General features: G+C 69.7%; 1 protein-coding gene. It reads right to left on the reverse strand.

Annotated features, from left to right (window positions below; genetic code table 11):
* Positions 1-54: 54 nt before the first annotated feature.
* Positions 55-17,926, reverse strand: a 17,872-nt coding sequence (locus tag D7V88_RS17580) for a non-ribosomal peptide synthetase (protein ID WP_120541799.1), incomplete at its 5' end; no start/stop codon positions are given.

Below are 17,926 nucleotides of genomic sequence, written 5' to 3' on the forward strand. Positions count from 1 at the left end.
GCCATCTGTCCGGCACCGGGCTCGCCATGTCGGTGGCGAGCCCGGCCCTCCGCGCTACTTCGACGCGGCTTCTTCCAGGGCCTCCGCGATGCGCTTGCGGAGCTCCTCCGCCAGGAGCGTGACCTGGGGGGCCCGGAGGATTGAGTAGTGGTCGCCCTCCAGTTCGAGCAGCGTCACGCCCCCCAGGCCCAGGGCGGCCCATCCGCGATCCCGACCGAGCGGCGCGGCATCCACGCTCCGGCTGGCGCGGAGCACGGTGATGCTGCCCTCGTGCGGAGCGGGGGTGTACTGACGGGTCGCCTTGCGGTTGAGCTCGAAGACGCGCATCAGGAGGCGGAAGTCCTCCAGCTCCACGTCCGGCGTCACCGCTCCGGCCTTCTTCGCCTCGTCCAGCAGTCGCGCCAGGAGCGCATCCTTCGAAGGCGGGTCGCCGGCCCCGGGGGCCTCCTCGAAGAGCGCCGCCATTTCCTGGTTGATCTGCTCGCCTTCCGTGCCCGTGCCGCCGGTCTGGCTCACGGAGCCCGGATCGAGCAGCGCCAGCAGCGCCACGGTCTGTCCCGCCGCGCGCAGTTGACGGGCCATCTCGTACGCCACGGCGCCACCCATGGACCAGCCCGCGAGCAGGTAGGGCCCTTCAGGCTGCTGCGTGCGCACGGCTTCGACGTAGGTGGCCGCCATCGCCTCGATGGTTTCCAGCGGCTCCTGCTCTCCTTCGATGCCCAGGGAGCGCAGGCCGTAGAACGGCTGATCCGGTCCCAGTTGCCGCGACAGCTCCACATAGCTGAGGACGTTGCCGCCGGCCGGGTGGACGCAGAACAACGGAGGACGGCTGCCTTCCGGCTGGATGGGCACCAGCGGCGACAGCGACGGCGCAGCGTCGTGACGCAGGAGTGCCGCCAGTCGCTCCACCGTCGGACTCAGGAAGAGCGCCGCCAGCGGCAGGCCCTTGCCCAGGCGCTTGCGGATCGCCGTCATCAACCGGACCGCCAGGAGTGAGTGGCCTCCCAGTTCGAAGAAGTCCGCATCGACGCTGATGGGCTGCATCCCCAGCAGGTCCTCCCAGATCGACACCAACTGCAACTCCGTCGTGTCACGAGGCGCGATGACCTTGCCTGTGACGCTCGTTCCCACCGCGGGCATCGGCAGGGCCTTGCGGTCCACCTTACCGTTCGCGTTGAGCGGCAAGGCCTCCAGCACCACGAAGGCCGACGGCACCATGTACTCCGGCAGCCGCCCCTTCAGCTCGCTTCGCAGCGTCGCCACGTCCACGCGATGGTTCGGTTGAGGCACCACGTACGCCACCAGCCGCTTGTCTCCGGGCACATCCTCTCGCACCACCACCACGACGTCGCGCACTTGCGGCTGCGCTCCCAGCGCTGCTTCCACTTCTCCCAGCTCGATGCGGAAGCCTCGCACCTTCACCTGGAAGTCCATTCGCCCCAGGTACTCAAGGCTGCCGTCCCGGCCCCACCGCACCTTGTCGCCCGTGCGGTACAGCCTCGCTCCTGCCTTCTCGCTGAAGCCGTCCGGCACGAAGCGCTCCGCCGTCAACCCGGGCTGCCCCAGGTAGCCTCGCGCAAGGCCCTCGCCTCCCAGGTACAGCTCGCCCGGCACTCCCACCGGCACCGGCTGCCCCTTCGCGTCCAGCACGTATGCCTGCGTGCCTTCCAGCGGACGCCCAATCCTCGGCTCCGTCTTCGCTCCGCGCTCCACTCGCGCGTGCGTCGAGTACGTCGTGTCCTCCGTCGGGCCGTAGAGGTTGTTGACTTCCTTCACCTGCGGCAGTGCGTACAGCGCTTGCACCAGCCGGTTCGGCAGCGCTTCGCCCGCCAGGTTCACCGTCGAAACCGTCGACGGAATGCCTCCGCTTCTCACCAGCTCCGCCACCGCGGACGGCACCGTGTTCAGCAGCGTCACCCGGTGCGCTTCCTTCAACGAAGCAAGGGCCAGCGCGTTCTCTGCCACTACCACCGTGCCGCCACTCACCAACGGCGCGAAGACTTCGAACACTGACAGGTCGAAGTTCAGCGACGTCGCGGCCAGCACGCCCCTCAACTGCTCCGCCTTGAACGTCCCCGTCGCCCACTTCAGGAACGCCACCGCGCTCGCGTGCGTCACCGCCACGCCCTTCGGTCGGCCCGTGCTTCCCGACGTGTACAGCACGTACGCCAACTGACTGGGGACGCTGCTCGCGTTGTCCAGACCGGCTTCCGGGTACGTGGCCAGCAGGCTCGCATCCGTGTCGAGTCGCACGCGCTGGCCCGTGTACTCCGGCAGCACGTCCTCCAGGCCCGCCTGCGTCACCACCACCGGCGCGCCCGTTCCCTCCAGCATGTAGGCCAGCCGCTCCTTCGGGTACGTCGCGTCCAGCGGCACGTACGCCGCCCCCGCCTTCAGCACGCCCAGCAGTGCCACCACCATCGCTTCCGTGCGCTCCACGCACACGCCCACCCGGCTCTCCTCGCCCACTCCCAACGTCCTCAGGTGACGCGCCAACTGGTTCGCTCGCGCTTCCACCTGGGCGTACGTCAGCTCCACACCCTCGTGCACCACCGCCACCGCGCCCGGCGTCTTCGCCGCTTGCGCCGTGAAGAGACCGTGGATCGTTTCCGCGGCCTCACGCTCCGGAGCCAGCGGGCCCGCGAACTGCTTCAGCACCTGCTGACGCTCCTGCGCCTCCAGCAGCGGCAGGTCCCAGATGCTCGCGTCCGCGTCCTTCGCGATGCCTTCCAGCAGCACCGTCAGGTGCCCCAGCATCCGTTGGGCCGTCTCCGCGTCGTACAGGTCGGTGTTGTATTCGAGCGATGTCGCGAGGCCTCGGCCTGTCTCCGCCATGGCCAGCGACAACTCGAACTTCGCGGCTCCGCTCCCGGTATCGACTTCGCGCAAGGCCAGCGCTTCGTTACCGGACGTGCCTCCCTCCTGCCCGTTCGCGTTGTTCTGGAGCGTGAACATCACCTGGAACAGCGGTGAGCGGCTCAGGTCGCGCTCCGGATTCAACTCCTCCACCAGCTTCTCGAACGGCACCTCCTGGTGCGCGTACGCACCCAACGTCGTCTCCTTCACCTGACGCAGCACCTGCCGGAAGCTCGCGCTGTCTTCCAGCCTCGTGCGCAGCACCAGCGTGTTCACGAAGAAGCCGATGAGCCCTTCCAGCTCCGTCCGGTTGCGGCCCGCGATGGGCGTTCCCACGCTGATGTCCTGCTGGCCGCTGTAGCGCGCCAGCACCACCTGCCACGCCGCCAGCAACACCATGAAGGACGTCGCTCCTTCCTGACGGGCCAGCGTCGACACGGCCTCCTCCAGCGACCTCGGCAACATCACCACCGCGTTCGCGCCCACGAAGGTCTGCACGGCAGGCCTCGGATGATCCGTCGGCAGCTCGATGGCCCGTGGCGCGCCCTCCAGTTGCTGACGCCACCAGGAGAGCTGCGTCTCCAGCACGTCACCCTGCAGCCACCCGCGCTGCCAGGCCGCGTAATCCGCGTACTGCACTTCGAGTTCCGGCAGCGGCGAGGGACGGCCCTCCGCGTACGCGGCGTAGAGCGCGGCCACTTCGCGCACCAGCACCCGCATCGACCAGCCGTCCGACACGATGTGGTGCATCACCAGCACCACCACGTGCTCCTCCTCCGACACCGAGAGCAGCGCCGCGCGGAAGAGCGGGCCCTGGCTCAAGTCGAAGGGACGCGCGGCTTCGGCCTCCGCGAAGCGACGTGCCTCCGCCCTTCGCTCCTCGGGCTCTTGAGCGGAGAGCGGGATGCGCTTCAGCGTCTCCGTCGCCCGTGGCGTGATGACCTGGATCGGTTCGCCTTCGAGCCCCTGGAACGTGGTCCGCAGGGCTTCGTGCCGACGCACCAACTCCGTGAACGTGCGCTCCAGTGCCGACACGTCCAACCGCCCCGTCAGCCGGACCGCCGACGGCAGGTTGTAGAGCGCGCTGCCCGGCTGGAGCTGGTCCAGGAACCACAGGCGCTGCTGCGCGAAGGACAACGGTTCGCGGCCCGTGCGCGGACGCGCGACCAGCGGGGGCAGCTTCGAGCCCTTTCCTCCCGCCACCTCCGAGTCGATCCGCTCCGCCAGCGCACGCAGCACGGGCGCTTCGAAGAGGGCCCTCAACGGCACCTCCACCCCGAAGGCCGAGCGGATGCGTGACACCACCTGCGTCGCCAGCAACGAGTGTCCACCCAGTTCGAAGAAGTCATCCCGGGCGCCCACCTGTCGCACGCCCAGGACCTGCGCCCAGAGGGCCGCCAGCACTTCCTCCGTCGCCGTGCTCGGCGCTTCGTACCGGCCTGCCTGCGACAGACCCGCTTCCGGTGCCGGGAGGGCCTTGCGGTCCACCTTGCCGTTGACGTTGAGCGGCAGCGCTTCCAGCACCACCAGCGCCGACGGCACCAGGTACTCCGGCAACCGCTGCTTCAGCGCCGCGCGCAGCGCCTGCGACTCCACCGCTTCGCCCGGCTTCGCCACCACGTACGCCACCAGCCGCTTGCCCGTCGCGGCGTCTTCCCGCACCACCGCCACGGCCTCGCGGACCCCGGCCTGCGCCACCAGCGCCGCCTCCACTTCGCCCAGTTCGATGCGGTAGCCCCGCACCTTCACCTGGAAGTCCAACCGGCCCAGGTACTCCAGCGTTCCGTCTTCCCGCCAGCGCGCCTTGTCGCCCGTGCGGTACAGCCTCGCCCCGGCACGGCCGCTCAGCCCGTCCGGAATGAAGCGCTCCGCCGTCAGGTCCGCGCGGCCCAGGTAGCCCCGCGCCAGGCCCTCGCCGCCCACCAGCAGTTCGCCCGCGACGCCCACCGGGACCGCGCGTCCGGCTTCGTCCACCACGTACACGTCCGTGTTCGCGATGGGCCGACCGAGCGGCACCACCTCCACCGCCTCGCGCGGCGTCTCCCACGCCACGCAGTCGATGCACGCTTCCGTCGGGCCGTACTGGTGCACCAGCGTCGCGCCCAGCTTCTTCACGAAGCGCCGGTGCAACCCCGCTCCCAACGCTTCACCGCCGCAGAAGACGTACCGCAGGCCCGCGCAGCCCTCGACGCCCGCCGTGTCCAGGAAGGCACCCAGGGGTGCCGGCCCGAAGTGCACGTGCGTCACGCCGTGCTCCGCCACCGCCTTCACCAGGTACTCCGTGTCGCGCTGGCCTCCCGGCTTCGCGAGCACCAGCCGCGCTCCACTCACCAGCGGGGCCCAGACCTCCCACACCGAGATGTCGAAGCTGCTGGAGGCCTTCGCCAGGAACGCGTCACCTCCCGCCATCGGGAAGCGCTCCTGCCTCCAGTGCAGGTGGTTGACGACGGCACGGTGTCCCACGCCCACGCCCTTCGGCTTCCCGGTGCTGCCCGACGTGTAGATGACGTACGCCAGGGCATCCGCATCCCGGGCTTCGTCGCGGGCGAGGCCCTGCACGGAGGCCGCCGCGGAGAGCGCTTCCTCCACGTGGACCACGCGCGCGGACGTCGGGGGCAGTTCGTGCGCCCGCGCCGCGTGCACCAGCACCAACGTCGCGCTGCTGTCCTCCAGCATGAAGCCCAGTCGCTCCGCCGGGTACTCCACGTCCAGCGGCACCCAGGCGCCTCCCGCCTTCAGCGTGGCCACCTGCGCCACCACCAGCGCCGCGGAACGCTCCAGCGCCAGGCCCACCTTCACCTCCGGGCCCACGCCCCAGGCGCGCAGCTTCGCCGCCAGGGCTTCAGCGGCTTCGTCCAGTTGCCGGTAACTGAGCGTCCCTTCTTCGCTGACGAGCGCCACCGCCTCTGGCGTCTTCCGCGCCCGCGCTTCGAAGAGGCCGTGCAGCGTCGCCTCTCGCGGGAACCCCGCCTGCGTCTGGTTCCACTCCACCAGCACCCGCTGCGCCTCGGCGCCTCGCAGCAGGACCACCTCCTCGATGCGGGTGTCGGGACGGACCGTCACTTCTTCCAGGAGGGCGCCCAGGTGCTTGAGCAACCGCTTCGCGGTCCCTTCCTCGAAGAGGTCCGTGTTGTACGTCAGCGTCGCCGCCAGTCCCTGGCCCGTCTCCGACATGGACAGCGTCATGTCGAACTTCGCCGTCGCGCCTTCCGTCTCCACCGCTCGCAGGGTCAGCCCGCCCGGCAGGGACTGGCCTTCGCCCACCGGCGCGGTGTTCAGCGTGAAGGACACCTGGAACAGCGGCGTACGGCTCAGGTCGCGCTCCGGCTTCAGCTCCTCCACCAGCTTCTCGAACGGCACTTCCTGGTGCGCGTAGGCGCCCAGCGTCATCTCTCGCACCTGGGCCAGCACCTGCCGGAAGGACTGCTGCCCCTGCACCTTCGTGCGCAGGACCAGCGTGTTGACGAAGAAGCCGATGAGGCCTTCCAGCTCCGTCTGGTTGCGACCCGCGATGGGCGTTCCCACGCTGATGTCCTGCTGCCCGCTGTAGCGCGCCAGCACCACCTGCCAGGCCGCCAGCAGGAGCATGAAGGACGTGACGCCCTCCCGCTGTGCCAGCGCCTTCACCTGCTCCTGCAGCGAGCGCGGCAGGGCCACCGAGTGGCTCGCCCCCCGGAAGCGCTGCACCGCCGGACGCGGCTTGTCCGTCGGCAGCTCCAACGCGGGCGGCGCGCCTTCAAGCTGCTGACGCCACCAGCCGAGCTGCGCCTCCAGGACTTCGCCCTTCAGCCAGCCCCGCTGCCACGCCGAGTAGTCCGCGTACTGCACCGGCAGCTCCGGCAGCGGAGACACGTGGCCTTGCGTGAAGGCACTGTAGAGGGCGCCCACTTCCTTCACCAGCACGCCCATCGACCAGCCGTCCGACACGATGTGGTGCATCACCAGCACCAGGACGTGCTCGGTGGCGCTCAGCCGCAGCAGCTTCGCTCGGAAGAGCGGGCCCTGGCTCAGGTCGAACGGACGCTGGGATTCCCACTGCGCCCGACGCTGGGCTTCGGCTTCACGCTCCGTGGCTGGCAGCGTTTCGAGGTCCACCGACTCCAGCACCGACTTCGACGACGGCGCGACCACCTGCGCGGGATGACCGTCACGCACCTGGAAGATCGTGCGCAGGGATTCGTGACGCCGCACCAGTTCGTCGAAGGTGCGACGCAGGGCCTCCACGTCCAACGGCCCCGACAACCGGACGGCCGCGGGCAGGTTGTAGAAGGCACTGCCCGGCTGGAGCTGATCCAGGAACCAGAGGCGCTGCTGCGCGAACGACAGCGGCTCCTCTCCCTTGCGCTCCTGCTTCACGAGCGCGGGCATCGTCGCGCGACGGCCCGACTGCCGAGCCGACTCCACTTTCTGGGCCAGCTCCGCCACAGTGGGGGCTTCGAAGAGGGCTCGCAGCGGCAGCTCGACATTGAAGGCCGTGCGGATGCGCGACACCGCCTGCGTCGCCAACAGCGAGTGGCCTCCCAGTTCGAAGAAGCTGTCCTGGACTCCCACCTGCTTCACACCCAGCACCTGCGCCCAGAGGCTCGCCAACACCTCTTCGGTTTCCGTGCGCGGTGCCACGTAGACCTTCGTGCGCTCCGCTCCGGCCTCGGGCTTCGGCAGCGCCTTGCGATCCACCTTCCCGTTCGCGTTGAGCGGCAGGGACTCCAGTGCAACGAAGGCCGACGGCACCATGTACTCCGGCAACCGCCCCTTCAGCGCGCTTCGCAGACTCGCCGCGTCCGCCGTGTGGCCCGCCTGCGCCACCACGTACGCCACCAGCCGCTTGTCTCCGGGCGCGTCCTCCCGCACCACCACCACCACGTCGCGGAGGGATGGCTGCGCCCCCAGCGCGGCTTCCACTTCTCCCAGCTCGATGCGGAAGCCTCGCACCTTCACCTGGAAGTCCATTCGCCCCAGGTACTCAAGGCTGCCGTCCCGGCCCCACCGCACCTTGTCTCCCGTGCGGTACAGCCTCGCTCCCGCCTTCTCGCTGAAGCCGTCCGGTACGAAGCGCTCCGCCGTCAGCCCGGGCTGCCCCAGGTAGCCTCGCGCCAGGCCCTCGCCTCCCAGGTACAGCTCGCCCGGCACGCCCACCGGCACCGGCTGCCCCTTCGCGTCCAGCACGTACGCCTGCGTGCCTTCCAGCGGACGCCCAATCCTCGGCTCCGTCTTCGCTCCGCGCTCCACTCGCGCGTGCGTCGAGTACGTCGTGTCTTCCGTCGGGCCGTAGAGGTTGTTGACTTCCTTCACCTGCGGCAGCGCGTACAGCGCCTGCACCAGCCGGTTCGGCAGCGCCTCTCCGGCCAGGTTCACCGTCTCTACCGTTGACGGGATGCCTCCGCTTCTCACCAGCTCCGCCACCGCTGACGGCACCGTGTTCAGCAGCGTCACCCGGTGCGCTTCCTTCAGCCCCGCCAGCGCCAGCGCGTTCTCCGCCACCACCACCGTGCCGCCGCTCACCAACGGCGCGAAGACTTCGAACACCGACAGGTCGAAGTTCAGCGACGTCGCCGCCAGCACTCCCCTCAACTGCTCCGCCTTGAACGTCCCCGTCGCCCACTTCAAGAACGCCACCGCGCTTGCGTGCGTCACCGCCACGCCCTTCGGTCGGCCCGTGCTTCCCGACGTGTACAGCACGTACGCCAACTGCCCTGCCGCTCCCGTGTTGCCCAGGCTCTCCACCGAGTGGCCGCTCAGCACCGTCGCGTCCGTGTCCAACCTCACGCGCTGGCCCGTGTACTCCGGCAGTACGCCTTCCAGGCCCGCCTGCGTCACCACCACTGACGCGCCCGTTCCCTCCAGCATGTAGGCCAGTCGTTCCTTCGGGTACGTCGCGTCCAGTGGCACGTACGACGCCCCGGTCTTCAGCACGCCCAGCAGCGCCACCACCATCGCTTCCGTGCGCTCCACGCACACGCCCACCCGGCTCTCCTCACCCACTCCCAACGTCCGCAGGTGACGCGCCAACTGGTTCGCACGCGCTTCCACCTGCGCGTACGTCAGCTCCGCGCCCTCGTGCATCACCGCCACCGCGCCCGGCGTCTTCGCCGCTTGCGACGCGAAGAGGCTGTGGATCGTTTCCGCGGCCTCACGCTCCGGAGCCACCGGGCCCGCGAACTGCTTCAGCACCTGCTGACGCTCCTGCGCCTCCAGCAGCGGCAGGTCCCAGACGTTCGCATCCGCGTCCTTCGCGATGCCTTCCAGCAGTACGCCCAGGTGCCCGAGCAACCGCTGTGCGGTCTCCGCGTCGTACAGGTCGGTGTTGTATTCGAGCGATGCCGACAGACCTCGGCCCGTTTCCGTCATCCCCAGCGACAGGTCGAACTTCGCCGTGGTGCCTTCCGTGTCCACGGGGCGCAACTCGAGCCCGGACGGAAGCGTCTCGCCCGCTCGGGTCGACACGTTCTGGAGCGTGAACATCACCTGGAACAGCGGCGAGCGGCTCAGGTCGCGCTCCGGCTTCAGCTCTTCCACCAGCTTCTCGAACGGCACCTCCTGGTGCGCGTACGCGCCCAGCGTCGTCTCACGCACCTGGCGCAGCACCTGTCGGAAGCTCGCGCCCTCCTCCAGCTTCGTGCGCAGCACCAGCGTGTTCACGAAGAAGCCGATGAGTCCTTCCAGCTCCGTCCGGTTGCGGCCCGCGATGGGCGTTCCCACGCTGATGTCCTGCTGGCCGCTGTAGCGCGCCAGCACCACCTGCCACGCCGCCAGCAGCACCATGAAGGACGTCGCTCCTTCCTCGCGCGCCAGCGCCTTGACGGCCTCCTCCAGCGCCTTCGGGAGCACCTGGGACGCATTGGCGCCGTGGAAGGTCTGGACCGCGGGCCTCGTCCGGTCCGTCGGCAACTCCAGCGCGTGCGGCGCGCCTTCCAACTGATGACGCCACCAGCCGAGCTGCGCCTCCAGCACGTCGCCCTTCAGCCAGCCACGCTGCCACGCCGCGTAGTCCGCGTACTGCACCGGCAGTTCGGGCAGCGGTGACGCGCGGCCCGCCGCATAGGCGCTGTAGAGCGCGCCCACTTCGCGCACCAGCACGTCCATCGACCAGCCGTCCGACACGATGTGGTGCATCGCGAGCACCAGCACGTGCTCCGACGCCGCCAAGCGAATCAGCGTCACTCGGAAGAGCGGGCCCTGGCTCAAGTCGAACGGACGAAGGACCTCGGTGCCCACCTGCTTGCGGAGCTCCGTCTCGCGACTGGCTTCCGATACGCCGTCCAGCACCGTGAGATTCCAGGCCACTGCCGGGTCTGGAGCGATCTCCTGGAAGGGCTGGCCGTCATGCACCCGGAACGTCGTGCGCAGGGACTCGTGACGCCGCACGAGTTCATTGAACGTGCGATGGAGCGCCCCCACGTCCAGTGCGCCGGAAAGACGCACCACCATGGGGAGGTTGTAGGAGGTACTCCCGGGCTGGAGCTGATCGAGCAGCCAGAGGCGCTGCTGGGCGAAGGACAACGGCTCCCGTCCCGTCCGCGCCACGGCTTCCAGCTTCGGCGCCGTCAACGCCTGTCCTGTACTCCGTGCTGCTTCGACCGCGAGGGCCAGCCCGGACACCGTCGGAGCCTCGAAGAGGGCTCGCAACGGTAGCTCGACGTTGAACGCCGTGCGGATGCGCGACATCGCCTGCGTCGCCAACAGCGAGTGGCCTCCCAGTTCGAAGAAGCTGTCCTGGATGCCCACCTGCTTCACGCCCAGCAATCGCGCCCACAGGAGCGTGAGCACTTCCTCCGTCTCCGTGCGCGGCGCCACGTATTCATGGCTGCGTTCCGCGCCGGCTTCCGGCTTCGGCAGCGCCTTGCGGTCCACCTTCCCGCTCGCGTTGAGCGGCAGGGACTCCATCACCATGAACGCCGACGGCACCATGTACTCCGGCAGCCGCTCCTTCAGGGCACTCCGCAGACTCGTCGCGTCCGCCGTGTGGCCCGACTGCGCCACCACGTACGCCACCAGCCGCTTGTCTCCCGGCGCGTCCTCCCGCACCACCACCACCGCGTCGCGGATGGATGGCTGCGCTCCCAGCGCGGCTTCCACTTCTCCCAGCTCGATGCGGAAGCCTCGCACCTTCACCTGGAAGTCCATTCGGCCCAGGTACTCCAACGTCCCGTCCCGGCCCCACCGCACCTTGTCCCCCGTGCGGTACAGCCTCGCTCCTGCCTCCTCGCTGAAGCCGTCCGGTACGAATCGCTCCGCCGTCAGCCCCGGCTGGCCCAGGTAGCCTCGCGCAAGGCCCTCGCCGCCCAGGTACAGCTCGCCCGGCACTCCTACCGGTACCGGCTGCCCCTTCGCGTCCAGCACGTACGTCCTCACGTTGTGCAGCGGCACACCCACCGTCGGCTGCGTGCCTCGCTCCACCGCGAACGCCGTCGCGTCCACCGTGCACTCCGTCGGGCCGTACACGTTGAAGGTGCGCGTTCCCTTCGCGGCTCCCAGCACCTCCCACATGCCCGCGTCGATGGCTTCACCACCCGAAACCACCAGCGCAGGCGCTCCCTCTCCTTCCAGCAGGCCCTCCGTCAGCAGCAGCCTCAGCAGCGACGGCGTGCAGTCCAGCGCCGCCACCGCGTTGCTCCGCTGCCACGCCACCAGCGCTTGCGCGTCCTTGCGCGTCGCCTCCGGCACGATGCACAGCCGGTGGCCGTCCAGCAGTTGCACCCACTGCTGCACCGACGCGTCGAACACCAACGGCGCGTTGAGGCTCACCCGCGAGCCCGCCGGCAGCCCCTGGTACACCGTCCGCTTCAGCCCCTCCTGCAGGTTGAGCACCGAGCCGTGGCGCACCATCACGCCCTTCGGCTGGCCCGTGCTTCCCGACGTGTACAGCACGTACGCCAACTGCTCCGCCCCGCCCGTGTTGCCCAGGCTGTCCATCGCGTACGTGGCCAAGAGGCTCGCGTCCGTGTCCAGCCTCACGCGCTGGCCGCTGACTTCCGGCAGCACGTCCTCCAGGCTCGCCTGCGTCACCACCACCCGCGCGCCCGTCGCCTCCAGCATGTAGGCCAGACGCTCCTTCGGGTACATCCCATCCATCGGCACGTACGCGGCCCCGGCCTTCAGCACGCCCAGCACCGCCACCACCAGCTCCACCGAGCGCTCCACGCACACGCCCACCCGGCTCTCTTCACCCACTCCCAACGTCCTCAGGTGACGCGCCAACTGGTTCGCACGCGCTTCCACCTGCGCGTACGTCAGCCGCGTCCCTTCGTGCTCCACCGCCACCGCGTCCGGCGTCCGCTTCACCTGCTCCGCGAAGCGTCCGTGGATCGTCTCCGTGCCCGCGGCCACTTCAGGAGACACCGTGCCCGTGAAGCGCTTCAGCACCTGCTGACGCTCTTCGGTTGCCAGCAGCGGCAGGTCCCAGATGCTCGTCTCCGCATCGTGCGTGAGCCCCACCAGCAACGTCCCGAAGTGCCCCAGCAGTCGCTGCGCCGTCTCCGCGTCGTACAGGTCCGTGTTGTATTCAAGCGACGCCGCGAACCCCTGACCCGTCTCCGACATCGCCAGGGTCAGGTCGAACTTCGCCGTCGCACCGTCCGTCTCCACGGGGCGCACCGACAGGCCGGCGCCCGCGGGCAGGGCTTCCTCAGAACCCCTGGCGCTGTTCTGGAGCGTGAACATCACCTGGAACAGCGGTGAGCGGCTCAGGTCGCGCTCCGGCTTCAGCTCTTCCACCAGCTTCTCGAACGGCACCTCCTGGTGCGCGTACGCTCCCAGCGTCGTCTCCTTCACCTGGCGCAGCACCTGACGGAACGATGGGCTGCCTTCCAGGCGCGCGCGGATCACCAGCGTGTTCACGAAGAAGCCGATGAGTCCTTCCAGCTCCGTCCGGTTGCGGCCCGCGATGGGCGTTCCCACGCTGATGTCCTGCTGACCGCTGTAGCGCGCCAGCACCACCTGCCACGCCGCCAGCAGCACCATGAAGGACGTCGCTCCTTCCTCGCGCGCCAGGACCGACACCGCATCTTCCAGCGACTTCGGCAACACCACCGAAGCGAGCGCCCCCCGCACCGACTGGATCGCGGGCCTTGGCCGATCCGTTGGCAGTTCGAGGTTCCTCGGAGCCCCCGACAACTGCTGACGCCACCAGTCGATCTGCGCATCCAGCGCTTCGTCTCGCAGCCAGCCCCGCTGCCATGCCGCGTAGTCCGCGTACTGCACCGGCAGTTCGGGCAGCGGTGAGGCGCGGCCTTCGGCGTACGCGCTGTAGAGCGCGACCACCTCACGCACGAGCACCCGCATCGACCAACCGTCGGAGACCGCGTGGTGCATGACGAGCACCAGCACGTGCTCCTCTTCCGACACTGTGAGCAGGGTCGCGCGGAAGAGCGGACCCTGGCTCAAGTCGAAGGGACGCGCGGCTTCCTTCTCCACGAAGCGCCGCGCTTCGGCCTGCCGTGCATCGACGGCTCTAGCGGAGAGGTCGATAAGGCGCAGCGTCCCCGTGGCCATCGACGTGATGACCTGGACCGGTTCGCCTTCGCGGACCTGGAACGTGGTCCGCAGGGCCTCATGCCGACGCACCAACTCCTCGAAGGTGCGCTCCAGCGCCGGCACGTCCAACCGGCCCGACAGCCGCAGGGCGGTGGGCAGGTTGTATTGGGCGCTGCCCGGCTGGAGCTGATCCAGGAACCACAGGCGCTGCTGTGCGAAGGAGAGCGGCTCGGCGCCCGTCCTCGCCACGGGCATCAGGGCCGGAACACGGGCCCCCGTGGTGTCATCGGCCGCGCGTACCGCTTCATCCACCTTCCGCGCGAGGCGGGACACCGTGGGTGCCTCGAAGAGCGCACGCAGGGGCAGCTCCACACCGAACGCAGAACGCAGGCGCGACATCGCCTGGGTGGCCAGCAACGAGTGCCCACCCAGCTCGAAGAAGCTGTCCTCCGCTCCCACCTGGGGCAGGCCCAGGACCTGGGCCCAGAGGCTCGCGAGCAACACCTCCGTCGGGGTGCTCGGGGCCACGTGATGGCCCGTCCGGGACACGGACGCCTCGGGTGCCGGCAACGCGCGCCGGTCCACCTTGCCGCTGGTGTTGAGCGGCAGGGCCTCCAGCACCACGAACGCCGACGGCACCATGTACTCCGGCAACTGTTCGCGCAGGAAGGCGTGGAGCACGGACGGCTCCGTCGCCGTGGCGCCTTCGCTGACGACGTATGCCACCAGCCGCTTGCCACCCCGGGCATCGTCGCGCACGACCACCACGCACTCGCGCACCGTGGGGTGCAGGGTGAGCGCCTGTTCAATCTCTCCGGGCTCGATGCGGAAGCCACGGACCTTGACCTGATCATCCGCGCGACCCAGGAACTCCAGCGTCCCTTCGGCCAGCCAGCGCACCCGGTCGCCGGTCCGGTACAGCCGGGCTCCGGGCTCGGAGGTGAACGGATCCGGGATGAAGCGCTCCGCCGTCAACACGGGCCGGCGCAGGTATCCGCGCGAGACGCCCGCGCCCGCGACGTACAGCTCGCCCCCGACTCCGACGGGCACCGGTCGCAAGCGGGCATCCAGCACGTAGGCCCGCATGTTGGTGATGGGCTGACCAATGGGCGGCGCCTGCGTCGACGCGCGCACCACGGCCGCGGTGGAGACCACCGTGCCTTCCGTGGGGCCGTAGTGATTGACGACCTGGAACGGCAGGCCCTCGATGTCCACTCGGTGCAGCCGGTCTCCACCCGTCAGCAGCGTCCGGAGCGCGGTCGTGCGAGGCCACTCGCGGGCGACCACCGCCTCCGCGAGCACCGTGGGCAGGAACGCGACGGTGATGCGCCGTTCGGTCAGCCAGTGCACCAGTTCGGAGGGCGCGGTGCGCACCTCTTCCGGCGGCAGGTGCAGGCTCGCGCCCGCGGCGAGCGTGGGCCAGATCTCCCAGACGGACGCGTCGAAGGCCAGGCCCGCGAGCTGCGTCGTGCGGTCCGCCGCCGTCACGCCGTAGGCGCGCTGATGCCACGTCACCAGGTTGCCCAGGCTCGCGTGTTCCACCTCCACGCCCTTCGGCCGGCCCGTGCTTCCCGAGGTGTAGATGACGTATGCGAGCTGTCCTCCTACCGCCGGAGCCAGCGCCCCAGCTTCCGGGGCCACGAGGGTTTCCCAGTCCGAGTCCAGGCACAGCACGTGCGCCGGGCCTTCCGGCAACGCATCCCGCAGGGAACGCTGCGAGAGCACCACCGGCATCCGGGCGTCTTCCAGCAGGTACGCCAGACGCTCGCGGGGATGGGCCGGATCCAACGGGACGTAGGCGCCCCCCGCCTTGAGCACGGCCAACTTGCCCACGACCATCTCGGGCGAGCGCTCCACGCACAGGCCCACGCGGACCTCCGGGCCCACGCCCAAGGCACGCAGATGCCGGGCGAGCCGGTTCGACCGCGCCTCCAGCTCCCCGTACGTCAGCTTCACGCCCGTGGCCGACTCGACCGCCAGCGCCCCGGGCGCCCGCGCGGCCTGGGCCGCGACACGCTCGTGCACGGCACCGTCCGCGGGGAACGCGACATGGGTGTCGTTCCAGCGCAGCAGGACCTGCTCACGCTCGGCCGCATCCAGCAGCGGCACGTCCCAGACGTCCGCATCCGCGTCCTTCGCGAGCCCGGCCAGCAAGAGCCCCAGGTGCTTCAACATCCGCTCCGCCGTCGTCGGGTCGAAGAGGTCCGTGTTGAATTCGAGCGACGCGAAGAGGCCTGAAGGCTCATCCATCATGGACAGCGTCAGGTCGAACTTCGCCGTGTCCCCAAGCGTTTCGAGCGAGCGCAGCGACAGGCCGCCTTCGGAAGCCGGGGCCTCCGACGTTCCCGCCTCCGCGTTCTGGAGCGTGAACATCACCTGGAACAGCGGCGAGCGGCTCAGGTCGCGCTCCGGCTTCAGCTCTTCCACCAGCTTCTCGAACGGCACCTCCTGGTGCGCGTACGCTCCCAGCGTCGTCTCCTTCACCTGGCGCAGCACCTGACGGAACGAAGGGCTGCCTTCCAGACGCGCGCGGATCACCAGCGTGTTCACGAAGAAGCCGATGAGTCCTTCCAGCTCCGTCCGGTTGCGGCCCGCGATGGGCGTTCCCACGCTGATGTCCTGCTGACCGCTGTAGCGCGCCAGCAGCACCTGCCATGCCGCCAGCAGCACCATGAAGGGCGTCGCGCCCTCCTGGCGTGCCAGGGACTTGAGCTGCGCTCCGAGCTCCTTGGGCCATTGCGCCGTGCGATGGGCCCCCCGGAACGTCTGCACTCCGGCCCGAGGCCGGTCCGTGGGCAGCTCCAACGCATGAGGTGCACCCGCGAGCTGCGCCCGCCACCAGGAGAGCTGCGACTCCAGGACGTCACCCTTGAGCCACCCGCGCTGCCAGGCCGCGTAGTCCGCGTACTGCACCGCCAGCTCCGGCAAGGGAGACGGACGGCCCTGCGAGAAGGCCGTGTAGAGCGCCTGCACTTCGCGCACGAGGACGCCCGTGGACCAGCCGTCCGACACGATGTGGTGCATCACCAGCACCAGCACGTGTTCCTGCTCGGACAGGCGCAACAGCGTGACGCGGAGCAGGGAGTCCCGGCCCAGGTCGAACGGCCGCCGCGCTTCCAGTTCGACACGACGCCGCATGTCGGCTTCGCGCTGCGTGGCGTCCACCGCGTCGAGCGCCACGACTTCCCACGGCAGGTCGCGCGTGGAGTCGATGTGCTGGACGGGCTGTCCGTCTCGCACCTGGAACGTCGTGCGCAGGGCTTCATGCCGACGCACCAGCTCCTGGAAGGTGCGCTGCAAGGCGCCGATGTCCAGCGCGCCCGTCAGCCGCACCGTCGCGGGCAGGTTGTACGACGCGCTCCCCGGCTGGAGCTGATCGAGCAGCCAGAGACGCTGCTGCGCGAAGGACAACGGCTCCGAGCCCGTGCGGACGGAGGCCACCAGCTTCGGGGCGGTCAGGCCGGCGTTCGTGGCCAGCACCGCTTCGACCTTGAGGGCCAGCTCCGCGATGGTGGGGGCTTCGAAGAGGGCTCGCAGCGGCAGCTCGACATTGAACGCCGTGCGAATGCGCGACACCGCCTGCGTCGCCAGCAGGGAGTGCCCGCCCAGTTCGAAGAAGCTGTCCTGGATGCCCACCTGCTTCACGCCCAGCACCGCCTCCCACAGCGAGGCGAGCACCTTCTCCGTCTGGCTGCGCGGCGCCACGTAGACCTTCGTGCGCTCCGCGCCGGCTTCAGGCATCGGCAGGGCCTTGCGGTCCACCTTCCCGCTCGCGTTGAGCGGCAGGGACTCCAGCACCATGAACGCCGACGGCACCATGTACTCCGGCAGCCGCTCCTTCAGCTCGCTTCGCAGACTCGTCGCGTCCGCCGTGTGGCCCGCCTGCGCCACCACGTACGCCACCAGCCGCTTGTCCCCCGGCGCGTCCTCCCGCACCACCACCACCGCGTCGCGCACCTGCGGCTGCGCTCCCAGCGCTGCTTCCACTTCGCCCAGCTCGATGCGGAAGCCTCGCACCTTCACCTGGAAGTCCATTCGCCCCAGGTACTCCAGCGTCCCGTCCCGGCCCCACCGCACCTTGTCCCCCGTGCGGTACAGCCTCGCCCCTGCCTTCTCGCTGAAGCCGTCCGGTACGAAGCGCTCCGCCGTCAGCCCCGGCTGGCCCAGGTAGCCTCGCGCAAGGCCCTCGCCGCCCAGGTACAGCTCGCCCGGCACTCCCACCGGCACCGGCTGCCCCTTCGCGTCCAGCACATACGTCCTCACGTTGTGCAGCGGCACACCCACCGTCGGCTGCGTGCCTCGCTCCACCGCGAACGCCGTCGCGTCCACCGTGCACTCCGTCGGGCCGTACACGTTGAAGGTGCGCGTGCCCTTCGCGGCCCCCAGCACCTCCCACATGCCCGCGTCGAGGGCCTCACCGCCCGAAACCACCAGCGCAGGCGCTCCCTCTCCTTCCAGCAGGCCCTCCGCCAGCAGCAGCCTCAGCAGCGACGGCGTGCAGTCCAGCGCCGCCACCGCGTTGCTCCGCTGCCACGCCACCAGCGCTTGCGCGTCCTTCCGCGTCGCCTCAGGCACGATGCACAGGCGGTGGCCATCC

It is taken from the genome of Corallococcus terminator (assembly GCF_003611635.1).
GTDB classification, from domain to species: domain Bacteria; phylum Myxococcota; class Myxococcia; order Myxococcales; family Myxococcaceae; genus Corallococcus; species Corallococcus terminator.